The sequence below is a fragment of the Blautia obeum ATCC 29174 genome (assembly GCF_025147765.1).
In the GTDB taxonomy this organism is placed as follows: domain Bacteria; phylum Bacillota; class Clostridia; order Lachnospirales; family Lachnospiraceae; genus Blautia_A; species Blautia_A obeum.
In genome coordinates this window covers 1,275,257-1,297,150 of sequence record NZ_CP102265.1, presented here as the reverse complement: position 1 = coordinate 1,297,150, position 21,894 = coordinate 1,275,257, and the positions used below count along the sequence as shown (strand labels likewise).

Here is a 21,894-nt window from a genome sequence, read left to right as displayed (position 1 = left end):
CTTTCCCACTATCTCACCACAACGATCAGACGTACCTGACCGGTTACACTTTCTTTCCCACTGTCGTCCGTAATCTGATACAGGATTTCATATGTGCCAGGAGTATTAAAATCTGCCTGATTCGTGATCTGCACCTCATCTGCAGTAATAGCAGTACGTTCCTGTTTTTCTGCAGGATTCGGATCACGAAGCACCCCGTCCTCACCTCTTTGAAATTTAATGCCACCCATTGTAATCTGCTCCACGTATGACCATGGATCAATTGCAGTCCCCGTCGGTGTATACACAAGATACTGTGACAACTCAATCAGCGGTTTCTGTGCTTCCTTGGATGGATCATAAATTTCCACTGTTACCGGGAGCTTCTGCACGTCTCCTGCACTGTTTGCCACCTGATAGACCATTGGATATTCCCCCGGTGTATCTGCCTGCACATAATATTCACTGGACATCTTTATCTTTCCGGTTACGTCTCCGTCCAGTACATCCACGCAGGTAAGTGTTCCCATAATGTCCTGTGTATTCATAGCAAAACGTAATGGTTCCGTCAGGGAAAAAGTCGGTGCTGTATAATCGGTATACGCTATTTTCCTTGTCGCTTTTGTTGCATGATTATCGGAATCGAATGCCACCACGGTCATATTTCTTGTATGATTTTCCATAAAATTACTTATGGATTCCACGATCAGGCTGCTGGTTACATCTCCATCTTTGGAATCTTTTGCCGTAATTCCCTTCAGAAATTCTTCATCTCCTGCCTGGCAGGACACCTCTACTGAATCAGCATCCATTGTGATCACCGGTGCCTGATTGTCCTTGGAATTGATCTGCTCGTATTTGAAATATCCAAATGACACAGCTGCGATCACAAATACCACAATGCCAAGTATTCTTAACTTTTTCATGAAACTCTCCTCTTGATCTTTACCTGTCAGACAGGTCTGAAATATTTTCTCCTCCTATCCGGTCTCCGGCCGTGCAGAGGAATCTGTATGTTTTTTATGATCCGTTCCGGATTTTCTTCTGTCAGGTGCCATGCATATTCATAGCCACCTATATGAACAAGGGCTGTTTTTGTCTCGCTCATATGTGGCGTACGGATATAAGAATGATGTGCATCACTGGCAATGCATGATATCAGGTCATTTTTCAGAAGGATATGTGCAGTCTCCATAACACTTCTCCCAAATCTTCCCAGAATGCTGCCCTTATTCATCTGCGTAACGCATCCATTCTGCACCCATTCATATATAAGCTCCGGATAATCCTGTATACAAAAATAGCGTTCCGGGTGTGCGATCAATGGTATCTTCCCCGTATCAAAGATATCCTCCAGACATTCCCGGATCCACCAGGGATCTGCGTCAAACGGAAACTCGACCAGATAATAATCCGTCCCATTGATTCCACTCAGCTGCTTATTTTTTATCTTCTGTGCAATATCCTCTGAGGCAAAAATCTCCATTCCATTTAATATTTTCAATGGAATCTTTTCTTTCTTCAATACCATGCGCAGTCGTTCAAAAGCTGTTTGAAGCTGCTCTGACTGAAAATTTTCAAATCGCCCCATCTGATTGCTGTGCGGTGTTGCTGTCATGATCTCCACACCGCTCTCCACTGCCAGCTCTGCCATTTCCAGTGATTCTTCCATATCTTCTGAACCATCATCCAGATCCGGCAAAATATGTGCATGTATATCGATCATTTTTGTCCCCTTTTTACAACACAACTTTATGCAGAATATAATTCTACCCTTTTCTCCTTCCCCCTCCTACATACTAAAGTATGTGTTTTTTCCTTCTTTTTTCTAAAAATACAAATCTCTCTTCACCAAAAAAGACCCACAGATAAATCTTTTCAGATTTACCCGCAGGTCTTCTGTTCGTTAATGTAGAAATAAAAGACTTCCATAAATGAGCAGCCCCGCTGCTGTCAGTACTCCTACCGCAATGCCAAGCGACAGTAACAGAAAGTATCGGTCTCTGGAACTCCTATGTTTCTTTTTTCTTGTCTTTAAAGTGTTCTCTGCCGGAGCAGTATCTTTCCACGGACTGGCATGTTTTGTATTCGTTTTATGATATGTTGTATCCCTGTGTACCTCTCTTTTTTCATATGCTGCACTGATCTGTTCAGATGAAGCCTTTTCTCCCAGTGTGCCAAGAAGTTCCTGATTTAACTGATCTGTATAACCTTCCTTTTTTGTTTTCTCATTCATAACTTTCTGTCCCGCCTTCCTATTTCAGTTTCTTTAAATGACTCTCTCTGATTTCATAAATATGATCACTGACAGAAAGAACACTTGGGCGATGTGTCGTAACAACACAGGTCCTGCCTTTCTCCTTCTTCATAATGTTTTTTAATACCCGTTCTTCCGTATCTATATCCAGTGCCGAAGTCGCTTCATCCAAAATCAGAACCGGTGCATTTTTCAGGAGTGCCCTCGCTATGGCCAGTCTCTGTGCCTGCCCTTCCGAAAGTCCACTTCCCTTCTCACCTACCACTGTTTCCATGCCCTTCGGAAGTTTTTTTACAAAATCATAGGCGCAGGCCATTTCCAGAACTTCTCTGATTTCTTCATCTGTGGCATCTTCTTTTACCATCCTCATATTCTCAGCAATGCTTCCTGCAAAGATGGTATTGCCCTGCGGCACATAGCTGAAAAATTCTCGTGTTCCGGCAGAAAGTCTGCATTTTATTCCCTCTGCATTCTTAAGTTCAGCCCTTCCTTCCATTGGATGCAGAAGTCCAAGTAATACGCGAATCAATGTTGTCTTTCCTTCGCCTGACGGCCCAACGACTGCAGTGATCTCACCTGCATTCGCAATAAAATCCCCCCTGTGAATCACATTCTCTCCGTCTTTATAATGAATATTGACTTCTTTTAACTCAATCGTGATCCCTTTATACTCTTTTTCCAGAATTCGATCTACCTTCTCCATATCCAGAGCATTTTCTTTTTCCAGTTCCGAAACCGACATCAGGCGTCCCGCACAAGTAGCAGCGTTGATGGCAGCCGGTATGATCTGAATCAGTGAGGAAAACGAGGAAGACAGTGAATTTGCCATCTGGAAAAACATCAGCAGGGTTCCGGTGGTGATGTACCCACTCCAGAGTCTGTACACGCTCCATCCAAAGCAGATATACGAAACACCGGTTCCTATTGCTGACATAAAGGAAGACGTATACACGGTAAATTTATTATAATCCAACATTTTTTCTTTGTATCTGTTCTGAAGGCTCTGTAGCTTCTTTTCAAATACTCCTGTCAGATCAAGGGCTTTTACTGTCTGGATATTCTGAAAAGTATCATCCTGAAAGGACATCAGACTGCTGGTCATCTCGCGCATTTCATTATTATAGGTCCGCATCTTCCCCATGAATTTTCTGGAAAAAATCACCGTAACCGGAGCACTGAGAAGTGCAATTCCTGCCATGACCGGATCATAATAAAAAATAATCGCAAATGCACCAATAAACTGCACCAGCTTTGTAATACTGTTCGGAATCCAGCTGATCACGCTGGAAGCCACCTGTACAGCATCATTTGAAAGGCGGTTCAAAAGATCTCCGCTTCGAAAATCTTTGAGTTCTTTCCATTCTGTATGTATGATCTTTTCAAAAATATCTGCCTGTATCTCATTCTGTATCATCACATTGATTCTGGCTGAAATACGGCTGATGACTGCATTCGAGATAATTCCAGCTGCTGTCATGCATATGATCAGCACAGCGAACAGAAGGATTTTATCTTTCCTGACTCCGGTGACTGCATCGATCAGATACTTGGACACAACACTGCTTCCAAGTCCCATAACGGTACCGAAGACTCCTGCCAAGATATAAAAACATATAGAAAACCAATAACGTTTTACATACTGATACATCCACACCATTTCTTTGTATATTTCTTTCAGATATCCTTCTCTGATTCTGACAATGATTTTCTTTATCCACCGCTTCAAAATAGTACTCCACTTATCTTTACTGATTTCTCATCACTCTACAATTCACTACCCGCAACTTGGTCAAATTATAGCACTGCACTTTATGATTCTCAAGCAATTCAACGCTTAAAAAGTGAATATATTTTTATTATCAGGGGACGAAATGGTATCACATAACGCCAGATATTCTCAAAAAATCTCCATGTAAATGTGTGTTCATCCAAATATTTCCCTTTCCGCAAAACCCCGGTAATTACGCCAAAAATCCGAGTTTCTTTAATAGGTCCTTCTATGTTTTTCTGTCCATCTCCAATAAAATAGAACTGGTTTTCACCAGTTCTGTCATCTTTTCGCATAAAGTGAATTCTGTGCATAATATACTGTCCGTTTTCTCTCTGAAAAAAAGCAATATCTCCTTTTTTCAGAGGACGTTCAATCCTTTTTATCAGCACCTGATCCCTCCTGTCAATAAGAAACGGCATCATACTGTTTCCTGTGACAACAAGGGGAACTTCTTTTCCCTCCTCAAGAATTGAGCGGACAACCTTCATGTATTCCTGGTTGTCTACAATACGGACAGGAATTTCGTGATCCATAGAACTCTCCTTTATCTTTTCCTATATTCTGTTTTCATCATTTATATTGCAAATAACTTACAAAATACCCTGTGCTTTCATCTCACCGGAAACCTTAACGTATTCTCTGCTGTTTTCGAGATTACCAAGTTTCTCTTCCCAGGTAAGATTTCTCTTTATTTTCGCCGGACTTCCCAACACAAGTGAACCATCCGGAATCACAGTATTCTTTGTTACCAGACTTCCGGCTCCAATGATACAGTCGTTTCCGATCTGTGCACCATCCAGAATTACCGCACCCATTCCAATCAGCGTCCGGTCTCCGATCGTACAGCTATGAATCACGGCATTATGCCCTATTGTAACATTGTTTCCAATAGAAACCGGCTTATTATGACTTACATGAACCGTGCAGTTCTCCTGAATATTGGTCTCCTCACCGATTACAATTGGTGCTTCATCACCACGGATCACTGCATAATATAATACACAGCTGTCTCGTCCGATCGTCACATCACCAATAATTACGGACTGTTTCGCTATTCGTGCGTCTTCTGATATTTTTACATTTTTGTAGTTCACCATATTTTTATACTCATTTCTAATTGTACTGCATATATTATGAATGAAAAGCCTCAAAATTACAAGATATTTTCCTTTTCCATACAAAAAATCCCCCAAAACCCTCGCACCTCGATGAGGTGCCCTGGATTTCAGGGGATTGAAATGTTCTGATTTAAATCAAATCAGAAATTATTTACCAGCTACCTGAGCTGCAACTTCTGCTGCGAAGTCATCCTGACGTTTTTCGATACCTTCGCCAGTTTCAAAACGAACGAAACCTTTGATTGCAATCTTAGCGCCGTTTGCTTTAGCAACTTCTTCTACATATTTAGCAACAGTCTGTTTTCCATCTTCTGCTTTAACGTAAACCTGATCAAGAAGGCAGATCTCTTTGAGTTCTTTCTTGATACGTCCAGTGATCATACCCTGGATAACCTTCTCCGGTTTCTGGGATTCTTTCGGATCGTTCTGGATCTGAGCAAGAAGGATTTCTTTTTCATGCTCGATATATTCAGCACTTACTTCGCTGTCGCTTGTGTACTGCGGTTTCAGAGCTGCAATCTGCATTGCTACGTTTCTAGCCATTTCTTTCACTGCATCGTTAACAACATCTGTTTCAACGTCTACAAGAACGCCGATTTTTCCACCCATATGTGTGTAAGAAGCAACGAATCCGTTTTCTTCTTTCACCTGAGCAAATCTTCTGATGTGCATGTTCTCACCGATAACTGCGATCTGAGCTGCAAGAGCTTCGTTTACAGTCTTGGTTGTATCAAGTGCCCATGGCTCTGCAAGGAAAGCGTCGATGTCAGCTGCGGAAGTTGTAAGTGCCTGTGCTGCAACATCTGCAACATAGCTCTGGAATTTTTCATTCTTAGCAACGAAGTCTGTCTCAGAGTTAACTTCTACAACAACTGCGTTCTTCTCATCATCAGCAACAAGAGTCTTGCAAAGACCTTCTGCTGCAACACGGCTTGCTTTTTTCTGAGCTGTAGCAAGACCTTTTTCACGCAGGAATTCTACTGCTTTGTCCATATCGCCATCTGTAGCTGTAAGAGCTTTCTTACAATCCATCATTCCGGCACCGGTCATTTCTCTTAATTCTTTTACCTGAGCTGCTGTAATAGCCATTGTATTTTCCTCCTGGAATTATTAAATTAATTATTCCTCTGTAGCTTCTTCAACTTCTGCTTCTTCAGCTTCTGTTGTTCCCTGATTTGCTTCGATAACAGCGTCTGCCATTTTTGAAACGATCAGTTTTACGGCACGAATAGCATCATCGTTACCCGGGATTACATAATCCAGTTCTTCCGGATCACAGTTAGTATCGCAGATACCGATAAGCGGAATACCTAATGTATGAGCTTCCTGAACACAGATTCTTTCTTTCTTAGGGTCAACGATGAAGATTGCGTCTGGGAGGCGTTTCATTTCTTTGATACCGCCAAGGTTTTTCTGCAGTTTAGCAAGTTCTTTTCTTAATTCAATAACTTCTTTCTTTGGAAGTACTTCGAAAGTTCCGTCAGCTTCCATAGCTTCGATCTGTTTCAGTCTTGCAATACGGCTCTGGATTGTCTTGAAGTTTGTAAGCATACCACCAAGCCATCTTTCGTTTACATAGAACTGTCCGCAACGCTCTGCTTCTGCTTTGATAGCATCCTGAGCCTGTTTCTTAGTACCAACGAAAAGGATGTTTCCGCCGTTAGCTACGATATCAGCTACTGCATTGTATGCATCGTCAACCATGCCTACAGACTGCTGAAGGTCGATGATATAGATTCCGTTTCTTTCTGTGTAGATGTACGGAGCCATTTTAGGGTTCCATCTTCTTGTCTGATGTCCGAAATGAACACCTGCTTCCAAAAGCTGTTTCATTGAAATAACGCTCATGATTTGTTCTCCTTTTTGGTTAAATTCTTCCGTACAGATCATTTTCTATCCGGACCCAACCTCACACCGTAAGGGCACCATCCATCGGAATCTCTGTACGTGATTTTTATTTGTGCGGTTTTGCGCACATTGCAACTTCTAGAGTATAGCATAAGAAAACCCTCTATGTAAAGAGGGTTTTGAGTTATTTTTGAGTTTTACGATGAAAGTTTCTCCGTGCGGTTCAGAAATACCACTGTGTTTTCTATTCAGTGCATGCGCTTATTTGCCGTCAGTCGCGCAAACTCGGCTTCACCTCAGACAGTGCGCTTGATGACGGCAGCTTGCCTGCACTTCATGACGAAAGCCTCGTGAGTATTTCTATACCTGCACGGAGATGTTTTTCATCTGTAATTTCCTCAAAAGATATTTTATTTGCTGTATCGGTATCATGTTTTCAACTTTCTTAGTTCCTCATCTGTCAGGGATCGGCATTCTCCTTTTTTAAGGTCGTCGGGGAGGATGAGGGGACCCATGGAGATTCTCTTGAGGTAGATAACGGGGGTTCCGACCGCTTCCATCATGCGTTTCACCTGATGGAATTTTCCTTCGTGGATCGTCAGATGCAGTTCTGTATAGACTTCCGGGAGATTTTCTCTGCGGACGCGCCCTGGTTCTGGTTCACCTGCACCTTCCCAGCTTCCGCCAACAATTTCTACCTTAGCCGGCATCGTCAGTTTTTTTTCGCCGATATCCACACCATTTTCCAGTTTCTCGATCTTTTCCACTGTAAGCTTTCCTTCCACGCGGACAAAATAGGTTTTGTCCACATGTTTCCCCGGGGCAAGAAGTTCATGTGCCAGCATACCGTCATCTGTAATAAGAAGTAATCCTTCTGTATCTTTGTCAAGTCTTCCTACCGGAAAAATTCCTTTGCGATCGGAAGGTACATATTCCATGACTGTTCTGTCATTGCGGTCTTCTGTTGCACTGACGCAGCCGGCTGGTTTATTCAGAAGATAATAAACAAATTCCGGTGCCACACCGACTGTTTCACCTGAAAGTATAACGGTATCCTTCTCCGGATCAACCTTCAGTTCCGGTTTCTTCGCCGGAGCTCCGTTGACCTGAACCTGCCCTTTCTGTATGAATTTTTTCACTTCACTTCTGGTTCCTTTTCCTGCGTCAGCAAGAAATTTGTCCAGCCTTACTGCCTTTGCCATATCTACTCCTTATTCTGTCTCAGATGAACCTGAATCGCCGCTGCTTTCCAGATAGATTGAAGTTGGTTCATCTGCTCCACCTATGATCTCCTGTGATACCATATCTTCGCTGTCATCCGTATACACCGTTTCTTCTTTTGTTACCGGTGCATCCATCTGCATACTACTCTGTATGATTCCCATCTCTGTAATTTTTTCTTTTACGAAATCAGGCAGCTTTTCTGTCTTCAATCCATATGCATTCACAGCCTCGCCTTTATCCGTATACACAGATACATAAATATTCTGATAGATCTCGGAATCTTTGTCAACGTATCCATTATATCTTACAGTCAATGCTTCTTTCAGAGCTTTTATTTCTTCCGGCATCTCATAAGTCACATCTTCCTGCTGACCATCCTCATCGTTAAAATAGTTCAGCATGATCTTTTCAATATCCAGATCTTCTACCGTCAGAGGATAACCTGTTTCCTTAAGAATTGCAAGCGTATTTTTAAATGAAGGATAAATACCGACTATCCAGTTCGCATACTGTACATTTGCATTGGTATTACCTGGTATCATATTATTCACATCCTGTTTGCCAGGAAACTGATAAGCAAAATCCATTTTTACCTCAGGTGCCTGCATGAAATCTTCTGCTGTTGCAGCGTCGACATCCTTCTTCATTGCTTCAAGGAGCTGTTTCATTTTATCAGAATCATTCTGGAAGATACTGTATCCATTTCCGCTTGCATCATTCAATCCAATATTTTTCAGATATTTCTGATCAAGATTAAGAAAACCAAATTTCTGTTCTTTCAGATTTTCTTCCTCATATAATCCTTTTACAAGAGCACTTAAGTTCTCCGTCCCTATCCAGTATTTTCGGTAGATCTCTTTTCCTGATTTAAGTGTATATTTTATAATTGAATAATATGTATAATCGCCATCAATCACCTCACCTTTGGGATTGCTGGAAACGATATCCTGAAGAGCCTTATAAGTCTGATCACCTATACCATTTTTACCGACAAATGCCATAGCCGGTTCTGCCCAGTTATTTGCATCTGTTATTTCATATTCTCCATCTTTGGTCTTTTGGACATTCTCATAGTAATCCTGGTCAAAAGACATCATGTTGAGATTCATGGATGCAATATCTTCCTGTTTTGGAATATAGCTGTCAAAATGCAGCAGGTCTTTCTGGAAAATAAGTGCACAAACTGCTACAAGTGCCCCTGCAATTACCAGCTGTAACTTTTTCGTAAAAAATCCCTGGAAACTCATCTGATATATCGTTTCTGATAAACCATGTATTATGACTGTTCCAAGTATCATTCCGAAAATCCACCAAAGGATTCTGACTTTTCCGGTAGTAAGAGAATAGAATATCCAGCCGACTGCAAGGCCGCCCGGAACCACGACCATAAATCTCACTACGATTGAAATCCACGAATAAACCATAGATTTTCCAGCTGATTCTGATGGCCGTTTCTTATATGCTGTCCATGCCAGGACTCCAAATATAACACCAAGAATAATGACTGCTGCAAGTAATTTTCCTGTCTTTCCTTCCGCATAATCACTGACCATATTGAGAATCAGCGTTCCCGGAGATGCCATATGTAAAAGCGCATTAAAGCGACCATACTGGTATTCCGCCGAGAAGAAGGTCTGCCAAAATGACTGTCCATAGGCTACAAGAATCAGATTCAACACAATACCATACAAGTACATTCCACCCAGACAAAGAATACCCATCAGCATATTTCCCGTCACACTGATTACCAGCACAATACTGAAATAGATCACCAGGTAGATGATGATATGCAGGAAGAACATTTTCACAGCCATCCCCATAATACTCAAGCTGAAAAAGCCTCGTGCTGCACCAATGCAGATCATCAGAAATTCTGCTACGATATATGGCATCAGATAATATACCAGGCCTGAAAACACTCTTTCCAGAAACATTTCTGTTCTTTTCATCGGAAGCCCATGATAATAGTCTGTTTTTTTGCCAGAATACAGATAAATAAATCCGTTCACACTGTTTATGAAAGCTGCTATTGATGAAATAATCATACCCGACAGCACAAAACCATCTTTCCACAAATTATTATACAAAATCTGATTTTGTAAAGCTGAATATTGTAGATCACTCCATGAACTCAATTTCACCATACCAGTCACCGGAAATGCCAGTAAAAAACCAAGTGCTATAAATGCCGGCATCCATAACTGTCCTTTGGAAATTGTCTTTAAATATTTAGAAGAAAATATTCTGGATCTCATAACCAGCCACCTCCGTTTCACTGATAAATATTTCTTCCAGAGTCAGTGGAAGCACTTCACTGAACAATGGATTCTTCTCCTGTATCTTTGCCATAATTTCTGACCGCGTACCTCTTGCTGTAAACAATACAAGTGATCCCTGATGGTCAACCTTTAATATGTCCAGTTCTTTTTTCAATTCCTCTTCCTGTTTCCTGTCTGTCAAAACACACTGTACTTTATGAATATGGAATTTCATATCTTCTAGGTCTTTACTCAAAAGCATGCCTCCTTTATGCAAAAGTCCCACATGATCACAAATGTCTTCCAGTTCTCTCAAATTGTGTGAAGCAAGAACCGGAGTAAAATCTCTGCTCATGATTTCTGCTGCAAGCAAACTCTTAACCCCCTGACGTACTACCGGATCTAATCCGTCAAATGTTTCATCACAGAGAAGATATTTTGTCCCTGCACTGATTCCAAGAAGTACCATCAACTGTTTTTTCATACCCTTAGAAAAGCTGCCGACTTTTCTTCTTTCATCAAGCTGGAACTGATTCATCAGTTTTGCAAATCTCTGCTTCTCAAATTTCGGATAATGCAGCTGGTAGAACGCAGCCATATCCAACGCTGTATAGTTTGTCGGAAAATAGCAATCATCAGATATGTAGAAAACCTGTTCTTTTGCCTTTTCATTATCAAATACTGCCATATCATCAATCTTTATTTCACCCTCATCAGGTTTCAGAATTCCTGCAATCATACGAAGAAGTGTACTCTTCCCTGCACCGTTGCTTCCAACCAGACCAAAGACCTCTCTTTCCCCGATTTCCAGCGAAACCTTACTGACTGCCATAAGCGTCCCAAATGCTTTGCTGCATCCCCTTATCTCTATCATCTCTGTTCCTCCTCATACCCTTTCTGAACCAATGTCATCAGTTCTTCTTCTGTCATACCTGTGTTGATTCCACGTCTGACAAGTTCCAGAAATTCTTTTCGAAAATCTTCTTTGCTTTTTTCCTGAATCTGCCGCGTCTCTGCAACAAAATTCCCTTTGCCTTTTACCGGATAGATCAGTCCCTCCTGCTCCAGTGTCATATAAGCTCTCTGAATCGTATTCGGGTTGATAGATAATTCCATTGCCAGCTGCCGGACAGAAGGAAGTCTGCAACCGGCCGGCAATGCTCCCTGATAGATCAGCGTCCTGAACTTTTCAGTTATCTGTTCATATATCGGACGTCTGTCCTGATAATCTAGTATTATCATTGTCCCTCCTTTCTGCTGTAAATCATTTTTTCGCATGTGTATTTAGTGTATTAATTGTTTTAATACACTTATGATATCATATATTCCCCTTAAGAGCAATCTTTCTAATTATATAATTATAAAATCTTTCTAAACCCCGAAATCTAATTACCATTATTTCTTTATATGCGGAGCTTTTTTTACTTTATTGGAACATTACGGAGTAATTTCCTATAAAGTAAAAAAAGCTCCCAGATTTTATTTCATCTGAAAGCTTTTCATTTGTATCATAATTTTTACTTTTCTCTGCTATATAACTCGTTTTGATCTTCCCTGTACTCTTTTTGTAAAATAAAAACAGCCCAAAATCATTACCATCAGTAAGATCAGGAATAATATCATGATTGCAGCCGGATTCCTGGCAATGATCCATGTATACAAATCCGGCGATATCAGTGACCAGATATTAGCCCCCATATGCAATAGCACACTGCTCCACAGACATCCACTGATATCCAGAATATATGCAAACACTATTCCAAGAAGGCTCGCATAAACAGCCTGTACCAGATTTCCATGATAGATTCCAAAAATCAGGCCAGAAATTACAGCAGCTGCTCCCATTCGCATATAATCCCGAAGTCTCAGATAGATCAGCCAGCGAAAAACGATTTCCTCTGCAAGCGGTGCTATGATTCCCATAGATAAGATCAGGAACCACATTTGTTTTCCTTCCATCAGCTGGTCCATAGCTTCCTGATATTCCTGATAATTCAAAACCGACTGCAGTATTCCCACAAGCATATTGGCAAACTGAGAAAATGCCGCTCCCATTCCAAGCAACAGTAACATTTCCGGAATTTTCAACTGCCATGGTTTTTGCGAAGTTACAAGTCCGCCAATTTTTCTCGCTGCACGGTCTCTACTGTAAAACCACAGACAGGGAATCATAGCAAGTAATCCAGTCAGCCCTGTAAAAAGAATTGCATTTTGATAATAAGCATCCATTCCCCCGCCAGATTTCATGATCAGCCACAGACCTGCGTAGCCAACGATCTGTGAAATCAAAAAATGAATCCCACAGGGATATGCTACTCTCCAGATCTGTCTGACATGACTTTGTCTGCGTCGGGGGCTCAGACGAAAAAATCCAGGATTTCTTCAGCTGATGCCACAATCTGCAATGGCTGGGAGGCCGCAAGTTCTTCTTCTGTCCCATAACCATAAGAAACAGCCACACAATCAAGTCCTGCCTTTCTGGCGCCAAGAACATCGTGCTCCTTATCCCCTACCATGATCACCTGCTCACGGTGATGATCCAATCCAAGGCGTTTCAAGGTTTCTTCAATCACCTCTGTCTTATTTGTTCTGGCTCCATTCATTTCACTTCCCACAATTTCGTCAAAATATTCCGTCAAATTAAAATAATCTAAAATCTGTTTCACATAATATTCCGGTTTGGAAGATGCAACTGCCAGAAGGTATTTCTTTCTCCTTAATTCCTGAAGCAGCTTTTCCACACCTGGGTATGGACAATTCTCAAATATTCCAGTTGTAGAATAACGCTCTCTGTAATATTCCACTGCTTTGCGCGCAGTTGCTTCATCCAGATCTGCATACTTCATAAACTGCTCCATCAGTGGTGGGCCGATAAACACTTTCAGTTTTTCAAGATCCGACTCTGGTCTGCCAAGCTTTTCAAGCGCATACTGCACGCATTTTGTGATTCCCTCACCTGACTCTGTCAGCGTTCCATCCAGATCAAATAAGATTGCTTTATACATAATTCCTCCGATTTTTTACAGATAATTTTTCTTTTGTATCAAAAAATTCGTCTAAAAAACATTATAGGTCAGTATAACATTCTTTTTCTCTCCCGTCCACGTAAAATCTGCCGGTATCATAGCTGCAATCTCCAGCAGATTTATCTCATTGACAAGGTCATGTACTCTGACTATTTCTCCCTCTGTATCCCAGTCTTTTTCCTGTCCATTAACACGTACACTTACAATTTCTACCACTGCATTCTTCTTGATTCGAATTTCTGCATATTCTCCCTTTCCCAATTCCTGTCTCAAACATAAGAGTTTCATTTTTCGCAGACATTCTGCAGGCGGCAGACGGTACTCTTCCTTGTACTCTGTTACTGTTTCCACCTCTTCTTTCGGGACTTCTGTAAATACCGGTATTGAAGTTGCTGTTGGCGCAGGAACCGGAGTTGGAGTTGGAGTCACGGTCAGTATCCATGTCGGACTCGTTTCTGCGGGAATCGATACTACCGTACTCTCAGACTTGATGATTCTGTCTTCATCCATGATCGAACTACTTACATTTTCGTTCTCTCCTCTATACCTTTCCGTATATTCTGTTACAGAAGAACGGTTTTTTTCAGTTGTTGTGGAACTTTCCCGTGCATTCCAATTCTGTACAGGCACTTGTTCATACTCCTCATTATATGAGGATACCGTTCCTGAAGTATTTTGTTCTGATTCCTGTCCGTCATTTCGTGCTTCATCTACATAAGTATTACTGTCATTCTGTTCTGGTGTATTGCATACCGGCTCATCCTCCCATTCTTCTCCGGTTCCTTCATATTCACCGGTCCCTGTTGAAACCTCAAACCCACCAAACTCAGCTGCATATGCAGCTGAACAACTTCCATACACTGCCATTATCAGTAAACTAAAAAGCACCTTCCAAAAAAGATTGTTTCGTCCTTCCAAGAATAATTCCTGCCTCCTTCTTCCATTCCTGCCATTCTTCAGCAAATGCATCTGCTATCTGCATTCTTTTTTCTTCTGCCCTGTTTTTCCACTGTCTGTATACTGCTCTGCTTTCCTGATATCTGCCCTGTCTGCACAAAAATAATCCATATTCCAGATAGCCCTTACTATACTCCGGCTCATATGTTAACAGTTGCCGATAGTAGATTTCTGCATGATCTGCTTTGTCTGCCAGCTGCCCGTTCCACGCAAGCAGTTCCAGAATTCGAATCTGATCCTGTGTCTTCTGATAAACTTTTTGCAAATTCTGCAGCTCTTTTTCTATGTGAACATGTATTTTCTCTTTCCATATTGCAGAACCAGTCTGATATTCCATGGTAAAATACTGCGCGGTCACCGGTGTCAGCATCTGCGACAGCTCTGGCAGTTTTTCTCTGTCTAATCCTGAACCCAGAACAGCCACAAACACCACCAAAGCTACCGCCAGCGGGAAAAGTACAGCTTTCAGCCGCAAATTCAGCGGATGAATTTTACATAATTCATTTCTTGCCTCCGCGGTACCCTGCCAGCGCTTCTCCGGCTCTGTACGGCAACATCTGAAAATAAATTTCCCCAAAGCAGGACATTTCAAAAAATACCGGAATTTTTTTTTGCCACAAAGCACTTCCATTGTTTTTCCAAGTGCATAAAAATCGCTGGCTGCACTTATCTTTCCTTGCAGCTGTTCAGGGGCAGCATATCCTCTTGTTCCCTTTGTTTCTTTATAAGAAGCACTATATGAAAAAACCGCACTTCCAAAATCTACCAGATAAAGGCGTTTCTGATCTGTCATCATTATATTTGCCGGCTTCAGATCCCCATAAAAAACTGCCGGTTTCCTGGAATGAAAATATTCCAGTACCTGCAAGGTCACATCACCTATGCACAGTATCTCCTCTATGGAAAAAACATATCCTTCCCGCATATACTCTTCCAGAGATCTGCCATGTATATATTCCATGATGATGTAACAAAAGTTACCCCTCTCTGCGTAATCGATCATCTTTGGCAGACAGGGATGTTCAAGAAGTCTGAGCAGTCCGGCCTCTCTTCTGCTGCTGGCAGGCAGCTCTTTCACCGCACGAAAAATACCAAGTTCCAGATCACGTGCCAGATACATGGAACCTTCGCCGCCCCTGCCAATCTGTTCAACGATGCAGTAGCGTCCTTTCAGTATGATTCCTGTTAGATCGATATTGATCGCTCCTTTCACTGATTTTTATAAATATCTGTATGGAAAAATGTTGGGAACTCCAACTTATAGAATTTTGAGATGAAATAAGTATAGCATAAAAAAGAATGAGAAATAATAAATTTTTTCTAAAAAAATCTCACCTTCCAAAACGGGAGGTGAGACTTTAATTTCAATCACATACGATCCGGTGCTGAGAAACCAAGAAGGTCGATGCTTGTTTCAAGTATATCTTTTGTAAGACCGAGAAGTTTCAGGAAAGATTCTTTCTGTGCCTGGTTTTCTTCGCTGAGAATCTTAGTCTCATGGTAAAAACTGTTGAATGCATTGGATACTTCATAAATGTATGCACAAATCTTATGCGGTGCTTTTTCTTCGAAAGCATTCTCAATGGTACTTCCGAATTTTGTCAGCTCCAGCATAAGGTTCTTCTGGCTTGCATTGACAGCCGGAAGGATTTCTCCTGCTTCAAGGTTTCCACCTTCTTCTTTATAACGATTGAGAATGGATTTGATACGAACGATCGTATACAGGATATACGGACCTGTATTTCCTTCGAAGGAAGTGAAACGATCAATATCAAACACATAATCTTTGGTTGCCTGATTGGACAGGTCACCATATTTGATTGCAGAAAGTCCTACAATCTCCGCTGTTTCTTTTGCATCCTGATCTTTGACACTTCTGTTCTCGACAATCTTATGGAACATCTCTTCGTCAATATCTGCGATGAGATTTTCCAGACGCATAACACCGCCCTCTCTTGTTTTGAACGGTTTTCCGTCTTTTCCATTCATGGTACCAAATCCAAGGAAAGAAAGTTTCGTCTCCGGTTTTACAAGTCCGGTCTTTCTTGCACAGCGGAATACCTGAATGAAATGAAGTTCCTGACGCTTGTCTACTACATAAAGAATTTCATCCGGATCAAAGAGTTTGACACGCTCTACGATCGTTGCAAGATCTGTTGTGGTATACAGAGAAGCTCCGTCTGATTTCAACAACATACATGGCGGAATTTCTTTGGTATCAGATTCTTCTTTGACATCTACTACCAGTGCTCCCTGATCTTCATATGCAAATCCCTGGTCTTTCATTTTCTGAACCATATCCGGAATATACGGCTGTGCATCAGATTCCTTTTTCCACAGATCAAAGGAAACATTCAGGTTTGCATAGTTTCTCTTGAGGTCTGTAACAGAAACCTGCATGATGTGATTCCAGAGAGCCATATATCCAGGTTTACCCTGCTGAAGCTGATGTGTTGCTTCAAGAGCTTCATTACGGTATTCTTCGTCTTCTTTGGATTTACCACTTGCACATGGATAGATTTCCTCAAGTTCGCTGATGGTAAACGGTGCTTCCCTCGGATATTCTCCTTCGTAAGTATCGTCAAAATAAACCAGTTCCGGCTTGCGGTGTTTCAGTTCTGTAATGATCAGTCCCATCTGCAGACCCCAGTCTCCAAGATGTACATCACCGATCACTTTGTGTCCGACAAAACGTCCGATACGCTTGATACTCTCACCAATGATCGCAGAACGAAGATGACCTACATGAAGTGGTTTTGCAACATTCGGTCCGCCGTAGTCGATAATGATCGTCTTCGGTTTCTCAGCAGTTTTTACAGAATATTTCTCATCTGCTGCCATTTTCTTCAGGTAATCACCAAGAAATTCTTCTTTAACCCGCAGATTGATAAATCCTGGCTTCACAACTTCTGCCATTGCAAAGATCTGACTGTCTTTCAGATATGAAACTACATCATCTGCAATCATAAATGGTGCTTTCTTGTATGCTTTGGCTCCTGCCATGGCTCCATTGCACTGAAATTCACATAAATCCGGTCTGTTGGAAACGGTAACTTTACCGTACTCCGGATTGTATCCGGCTTTTTCAAAAGCAGAAGCAAGTTCTTCTGCCATTAATTCCATAAGTTTTTTCATTTTTCTGACTCCTTTTATACAGTTACTTTCTTTGAACATGCAACAGCAAGTGCTCCATGTCCGATATGGCATGCAACACTTAAAGAAAGTGGGTCCATATGGATGTCCATTCCAGGAAATGCTGCCTGAACTTCTTTTTTGAATTCCTCGGCCTCTTCTTTGTTTCCTGCATAAGCTATCTGCAGACACATCTCACCGGATTCTACATATTTCTTAAAACGTGTATCCCAGTCTTCCTGCATTGCTTTCATCATGACCCTCTTTGCCTGCTTCTTACCCCGGACTTTTGCATATGCATCAAGCTTCTCTCCCTGGATCTGAAGAACAGGCTTCAGATTCAGAACCGTTCCGATCGCAGCTGCAGCCGGAGTGATTCTTCCACCTTTTTTCAGATATTTCAAAGTTTCCAGAGTAATATAGATACTTGACTCCATCTTCTCTTCTTCCAGTTTTTCTTTAATCTCTGCCGCATTCTTTCCTGCATCTCTTAATGCTATTGCATCAAGTACTGACTGACGCTGCGTAACTGAGATTCTCTGGTTATTAACAACCTGCACTCTGCCATCGTAATCTCTGGCAAGCATGGTAGCTGTATCACAGGACGCACTCAGTCCACTGGACATCGGAATATGTACAATCTCATCATACTCTTCCAGCAGATTATCCCATAAACCACATACTTCAGCCGGACTCGGCTGTGAAGTAGATATGGATTCATCATTTTTCAGACGTTCATAAAAATCTTCCTGTGAAAGAGTGATTCCTTCCAGATACATCACATCGTTAATATAAAAAGGCATAGGCAGAACAGAGATTCCCAGTTTTCTTCCTTCATCCTGCGTAATACCACTGTTACTGTCTGTTACAATTGCAATTTTTCTCATACTGCATCTCCTCATGTATTTTACTTCATATCTGAATCATTGCATATTGATTATAGTCTAACACATTTTTTTCTCCATCTCAATTAAAATATCAAAAATGCCCCTCATAACAGAAAAAGAGATTGGAGTCTGTCTCTGATCAACAAACTCCAACCTCTGTCATTCACTTCTAAGTGCATCAATCGGATTTAAATCGGCAGCCTTGACTGACGGAAGTAATCCAAAGATCACGCCAATCAATGTGGAAAAAAGAACGGAACCAATGATCGCCGGTATACTGATAGCTGTCGGAGCCCCCGACAGTTCCGATACCACTTTGGAAAGTGCAATTCCAACAATAACTCCGATCACTCCTCCAATGCTTGTCAGCATGGAGGCTTCTGTCAAAAACTGAAACAGAATCACTTTCTTTCGTGCACCGATTGCTTTTTTCAGACCAATTTCACTGGTTCGTTCAGTGACGGATACCAACATGATATTCATAACGCCGATACCTCCGACCAACAATGAAATACTTGCAATCCAGATCAGCTGTGTATTGGTGCTCTCACTGAGTTTCTGCAAGTTCTTGACCTGCTGCATTACATCATCCGCTTTATATTTGTACTTGGATGTATTGGTGTTGATTCCCTGATTCATAATATCCGCTGCTGCATTTCCGGCGGAACTCATATTATCCGTTGAATCTGCTCGGATCACGGCATTCTCAGGTTCATCAAACTTAAATGCCATGGGCCAGCATTTATTCGGAATCATGACTGTTCCCATGATCATCTGATAATATTGATTGTACTCATCAATGGTTTTGATATTTGGCTGATAATCATCATTCTGTTCTACCACACCAATAACGGTAAACGGTTCGGATCCAATCTCTATTGTTTTTCCAACAGGATCTTTTCCTGCAAAGAGATTATCTGCCGCATTGCTGTCTACCAGTACAACCTTTCGCATCTCATCATAATCCTTCTGTATAAAACCACGGCCGGATCTTACCATATATCCACAGGTATCCAGATAATTCATATCAATTCCATAAATACTTCCACCCTGAAAACTGGTATTTTCATAATATACGCTGCTGGTATATGTACGGCTGTAAAAGAATGTCGCATTCTCCACATGATCCAGATTCATAACATCTTCTTTCTGCTGATCTGAGAGAAGCGGCGGTTCCGTACCATCGGTCATTCCATACTCCGGATCATAATCACTGTCACCATAATTCAGACTCACAGAAACTGTATTATTTCCCGCACCGATCAGGTCTTCTTTGATCTGTTCACTTGTTCCCTTGATCGTAGACACGATCGCAATGATCGATGCAATACCAATAATGATACCCAGCATAGTCAGAAAAGATCGCATTTTATGAGACCAGATTCCCTGAATGGATATCCTCATATTTTCAAGCATAAAATACCACCTTTCTAATATCCATAGATCTCACTGGAAGAAACTTCCTTGGTCTTTGCACCTTCTTTTACCGTGTCACCATACGGAAAAGCAATCTTATCATCTCTGGTGATTCCACCGGTTATCAGTACACTGTAGCCGCCATTTACATTACCACCTACGGTAAGCACCTGTTTCTTCAGCACTCCGTTGTCATCCTTGTATACATAACTGGCTCCATTTTCTGACCGTACAAATGCCCTGTCCAGAACAATTCCTTTGCTCTGTGTATTATTTGTCAGAGAAATCGTCAGCCAGTCTTCGTCCGATACTTTGACGGTTTTGTCCGGAATCGTTGCAATATATGTATAATAAGATACATTTGGATTTCCATTGCCGGAATAATTATCACCTGAAACCGGATACTCAGATACATCGATCACCTCTGCTTCAAAATCACCATTCTGACTTGAACAGTTCAGTATCGTACCTTCCTTAACCTGATCCAGCATCAGTTCACTGACTGTACCTTTTACGTAGTAACCTTCTTTGCTTTTGATCGTCATAAAAGAATTTCCATCAGATGCGCCAGTCACCGGATCGCCTACTTTTGCAACCGTTCCGTCCAGCTTGCTGTATATTACCTCTTTTTTTACTTTTTTCTCGAGTTTCTCAATATTCAGTTTACTTTCTCTGATGTCCAGTTTCAGGCTGTCAATCTTAGTCTGCTGAATCTTGATCGCCTCATCACGTGAGATAGATGCCGAACCACCATCATCTCCACCGCCGCCTCCGTCTCCGCCTCCATCAGCCGGTGGCTTCTCATAATGAGATGCCCCGTCCAGCGAAAACTCAACTTCAGAGTTATCGGTTACCATTTTTTCCAGCAGGCCTCCATCTACAAGATAATAGCCTGTGCAGGATTCTTTACGGTCCAGCAGATTTGTTATCGTATCATTTTGATGAAACTCCAGCTGATACCAGTATCCTTCTCTGCCAGGTTCCTTCGTACCATCAGCCTGAAAAGCAGCCATTTTATTCAAAAAGGATCCCTTCGCAACTACATAGCCTTTTGCAGAACTGCAGAGGAATACATATGGATCATCCTCTGTACCTGTTCCGGTATAGGGTTCTGTATTTTCATCCAGAACCTGATAAAACATCGGACTTCCATCCGTCAGATCATCTGTTCCAGTATCCGGTTCTGTGTCAACGATCTCGATTTCGTCTGTGAAATCTTCATCGGCATTATCATCCGGTATATTCGTCGGCTCCGGACTGATCGTTACTGTGGTATCATTTCCTGTCGTATCCGGCTCTTCAAACTCAACCTTCACATCTGTACTACTGTTGTCTGATGAATCTGCATTTCCATCTGAACTGTTCTCAGAGCCGCTCTCTGTTCCCTGTGTTTGTGCAGCTGCACTTTCGGAATCCTCAACAGCAGTCTCTTCTGTATTTGCAGATTCTATATCTGTCTTCTCCACAGCAGCCGCCAGAACCGGCTGGATAATTGCAGCCAGATAATTGCCCTTCACACTTCCACCCGTCGAAGCAGTTTCATTACTGTCATCCATCGCACTGCTTGTATCTGTATCATCCGATGTGCTGCCGGAAGTATCCAGTGTCTCCCCATCACTTTCTTCTATCTTACCGCCGTTTTTCAGGCTGCTCAGCCTGTTAATCGCTTTATTCAGATCCTGTTCCTGCTGTTTTTGTTTCAGCTTGGCTATATTCAGTTCCATCTGAACAAGTGTCATATCAAAAGACATCAACTGATCCCCTTTTTTAACGGAATCCCCCTTTGATACATAGACCTCCTTAATGATCATATCTTTGTCTATGTTAACACTCTGCGTCGCACTGGTAACAATATTTCCATTAAGATTTGTATCATCCATGTAATACTGACCGGCCAGACTGTCAACGCTTACAACAGACACCGTTTTCTGATGAGACTTTTTATAATAGACTGCTCCGCCGGCAGATCCTCCTGCGACCAGAGCTGCGATCAGGATACCTATGATGATTTTTTTCTTCAT

Annotated in this window: 20 protein-coding genes; all 20 read right to left on the bottom strand. The window is 41.7% G+C overall.

Features of this window, described 5'->3' with window-relative positions:
- Positions 1–8: 8 nt before the first annotated feature.
- Positions 9–905: an immunoglobulin-like domain-containing protein gene (locus NQ503_RS06175; protein WP_005426430.1), complete on the bottom strand. Its 897-nt coding sequence runs from the start codon at positions 903–905 to the stop codon at positions 9–11.
- 26 nt (positions 906–931) lie between these two features.
- Positions 932–1,705, bottom strand: a complete 774-nt coding sequence (locus tag NQ503_RS06170) for a tyrosine-protein phosphatase (RefSeq protein ID WP_005426432.1) — start codon at positions 1,703–1,705, stop codon at positions 932–934.
- Positions 1,706–1,885: 180 nt separating this feature from the next.
- A complete protein-coding gene (locus tag NQ503_RS06165; protein ID WP_005426433.1) occupies positions 1,886–2,215 on the bottom strand; it encodes a hypothetical protein in 330 nt (109 codons plus the stop codon).
- 19 nt (positions 2,216–2,234) lie between these two features.
- Positions 2,235–3,962, bottom strand: a complete 1,728-nt coding sequence (locus tag NQ503_RS06160) for an ABC transporter ATP-binding protein (RefSeq protein WP_242650171.1) — start codon at positions 3,960–3,962, stop codon at positions 2,235–2,237.
- A gap of 101 nt (positions 3,963–4,063) precedes the next feature.
- Positions 4,064–4,540, bottom strand: coding sequence for a S24/S26 family peptidase (locus NQ503_RS06155; protein ID WP_005426437.1), 477 nt, complete (start codon positions 4,538–4,540; stop codon positions 4,064–4,066).
- Between the two features lie 57 nt (positions 4,541–4,597).
- Positions 4,598–5,104, bottom strand: a complete 507-nt coding sequence (locus NQ503_RS06150) for a gamma carbonic anhydrase family protein (protein ID WP_005426439.1) — start codon at positions 5,102–5,104, stop codon at positions 4,598–4,600.
- Positions 5,105–5,272: 168 nt separating this feature from the next.
- Positions 5,273–6,214, bottom strand: coding sequence for a translation elongation factor Ts (gene tsf / locus NQ503_RS06145; RefSeq protein WP_005426440.1), 942 nt, complete (start codon positions 6,212–6,214; stop codon positions 5,273–5,275).
- Between the two features lie 30 nt (positions 6,215–6,244).
- Entirely contained in the window at positions 6,245–6,973 is a 729-nt protein-coding gene (rpsB, locus tag NQ503_RS06140) for a 30S ribosomal protein S2 (protein ID WP_015541316.1), read from the bottom strand.
- A gap of 428 nt (positions 6,974–7,401) precedes the next feature.
- Complete coding sequence (locus NQ503_RS06135) at positions 7,402–8,175, bottom strand: pseudouridine synthase (RefSeq protein ID WP_005426442.1); 774 nt, start codon at positions 8,173–8,175, stop codon at positions 7,402–7,404.
- 9 nt (positions 8,176–8,184) lie between these two features.
- The gene (locus NQ503_RS06130) at positions 8,185–10,452 is read right to left on the bottom strand and encodes a DUF6449 domain-containing protein (protein WP_005426443.1); all 2,268 of its coding nucleotides are present in this window, start codon (positions 10,450–10,452) and stop codon (positions 8,185–8,187) included.
- Positions 10,427–11,329 (bottom strand): ABC transporter ATP-binding protein, encoded by a 903-nt coding sequence (locus tag NQ503_RS06125; RefSeq protein ID WP_005426444.1) that lies wholly within the window; start codon positions 11,327–11,329, stop codon positions 10,427–10,429. Before NQ503_RS06125 ends, NQ503_RS06130 begins: the two co-directional genes overlap by 26 nt.
- Entirely contained in the window at positions 11,326–11,697 is a 372-nt protein-coding gene (locus NQ503_RS06120; RefSeq protein WP_022388005.1) for a GntR family transcriptional regulator, read from the bottom strand. The genes NQ503_RS06125 and NQ503_RS06120 overlap by 4 nt, the downstream gene beginning before the upstream one ends.
- A 288-nt stretch (positions 11,698–11,985) precedes the next feature.
- A complete protein-coding gene (locus tag NQ503_RS06115; protein WP_242650172.1) occupies positions 11,986–12,744 on the bottom strand; it encodes a CPBP family intramembrane glutamic endopeptidase in 759 nt (252 codons plus the stop codon).
- A gap of 68 nt (positions 12,745–12,812) precedes the next feature.
- The gene (locus NQ503_RS06110; RefSeq protein WP_005426448.1) at positions 12,813–13,460 is read right to left on the bottom strand and encodes an HAD-IA family hydrolase; all 648 of its coding nucleotides are present in this window, start codon (positions 13,458–13,460) and stop codon (positions 12,813–12,815) included.
- A gap of 51 nt (positions 13,461–13,511) precedes the next feature.
- Entirely contained in the window at positions 13,512–14,399 is an 888-nt protein-coding gene (locus NQ503_RS06105; protein WP_044925903.1) for a hypothetical protein, read from the bottom strand.
- Complete coding sequence (locus NQ503_RS06100; RefSeq protein ID WP_118035015.1) at positions 14,359–15,651, bottom strand: protein kinase domain-containing protein; 1,293 nt, start codon at positions 15,649–15,651, stop codon at positions 14,359–14,361. Before NQ503_RS06100 ends, NQ503_RS06105 begins: the two co-directional genes overlap by 41 nt.
- A 155-nt stretch (positions 15,652–15,806) precedes the next feature.
- Positions 15,807–17,573 carry an arginine--tRNA ligase gene (gene argS, locus NQ503_RS06095; RefSeq protein WP_022388010.1) on the bottom strand — a complete coding sequence of 589 codons (1,767 nt, stop codon included), beginning with the start codon at positions 17,571–17,573 and terminating at the stop codon, positions 15,807–15,809.
- Positions 17,574–17,587: 14 nt separating this feature from the next.
- On the bottom strand, positions 17,588–18,457 hold the full coding sequence (locus tag NQ503_RS06090) for a DegV family protein (protein ID WP_005426453.1): 870 nt from the start codon (positions 18,455–18,457) through the stop codon (positions 17,588–17,590).
- A 159-nt stretch (positions 18,458–18,616) separates the two neighbouring features.
- Positions 18,617–19,873 (bottom strand): ABC transporter permease, encoded by a 1,257-nt coding sequence (locus NQ503_RS06085; protein ID WP_005426456.1) that lies wholly within the window; start codon positions 19,871–19,873, stop codon positions 18,617–18,619.
- Positions 19,874–19,887: 14 nt separating this feature from the next.
- Positions 19,888–21,894 (bottom strand): efflux RND transporter periplasmic adaptor subunit, encoded by a 2,007-nt coding sequence (locus NQ503_RS06080; RefSeq protein ID WP_005426459.1) that lies wholly within the window; start codon positions 21,892–21,894, stop codon positions 19,888–19,890.

Bases quoted from the DNA above. Each gene is read 5' to 3' on its own strand.
- NQ503_RS06175 (WP_005426430.1), bottom strand. From the start codon at position 905: ATGAAAAAGTTAAGAATACTTGGCATTGTGGTATTTGTGATCGCAGCT.
- NQ503_RS06170 (WP_005426432.1), bottom strand. From the start codon at position 1,705: ATGATCGATATACATGCACATATTTTGCCGGATCTGGATGATGGTTCA.
- NQ503_RS06165 (WP_005426433.1), bottom strand. From the start codon at position 2,215: ATGAATGAGAAAACAAAAAAGGAAGGTTATACAGATCAGTTAAATCAG.
- NQ503_RS06155 (WP_005426437.1), bottom strand. From the start codon at position 4,540: ATGGATCACGAAATTCCTGTCCGTATTGTAGACAACCAGGAATACATG.
- NQ503_RS06150 (WP_005426439.1), bottom strand. From the start codon at position 5,104: ATGGTGAACTACAAAAATGTAAAAATATCAGAAGACGCACGAATAGCG.
- tsf (WP_005426440.1), bottom strand. From the start codon at position 6,214: ATGGCTATTACAGCAGCTCAGGTAAAAGAATTAAGAGAAATGACCGGT.
- rpsB (WP_015541316.1), bottom strand. From the start codon at position 6,973: ATGAGCGTTATTTCAATGAAACAGCTTTTGGAAGCAGGTGTTCATTTC.
- NQ503_RS06135 (WP_005426442.1), bottom strand. From the start codon at position 8,175: ATGGCAAAGGCAGTAAGGCTGGACAAATTTCTTGCTGACGCAGGAAAA.
- NQ503_RS06130 (WP_005426443.1), bottom strand. From the start codon at position 10,452: ATGAGATCCAGAATATTTTCTTCTAAATATTTAAAGACAATTTCCAAA.
- NQ503_RS06125 (WP_005426444.1), bottom strand. From the start codon at position 11,329: ATGATAGAGATAAGGGGATGCAGCAAAGCATTTGGGACGCTTATGGCA.
- NQ503_RS06120 (WP_022388005.1), bottom strand. From the start codon at position 11,697: ATGATAATACTAGATTATCAGGACAGACGTCCGATATATGAACAGATA.
- NQ503_RS06110 (WP_005426448.1), bottom strand. From the start codon at position 13,460: ATGTATAAAGCAATCTTATTTGATCTGGATGGAACGCTGACAGAGTCA.
- argS (WP_022388010.1), bottom strand. From the start codon at position 17,573: ATGAAAAAACTTATGGAATTAATGGCAGAAGAACTTGCTTCTGCTTTT.
- NQ503_RS06090 (WP_005426453.1), bottom strand. From the start codon at position 18,457: ATGAGAAAAATTGCAATTGTAACAGACAGTAACAGTGGTATTACGCAG.
- NQ503_RS06085 (WP_005426456.1), bottom strand. From the start codon at position 19,873: ATGCTTGAAAATATGAGGATATCCATTCAGGGAATCTGGTCTCATAAA.
- NQ503_RS06080 (WP_005426459.1), bottom strand. From the start codon at position 21,894: ATGAAGAAAAAAATCATCATAGGTATCCTGATCGCAGCTCTGGTCGCA.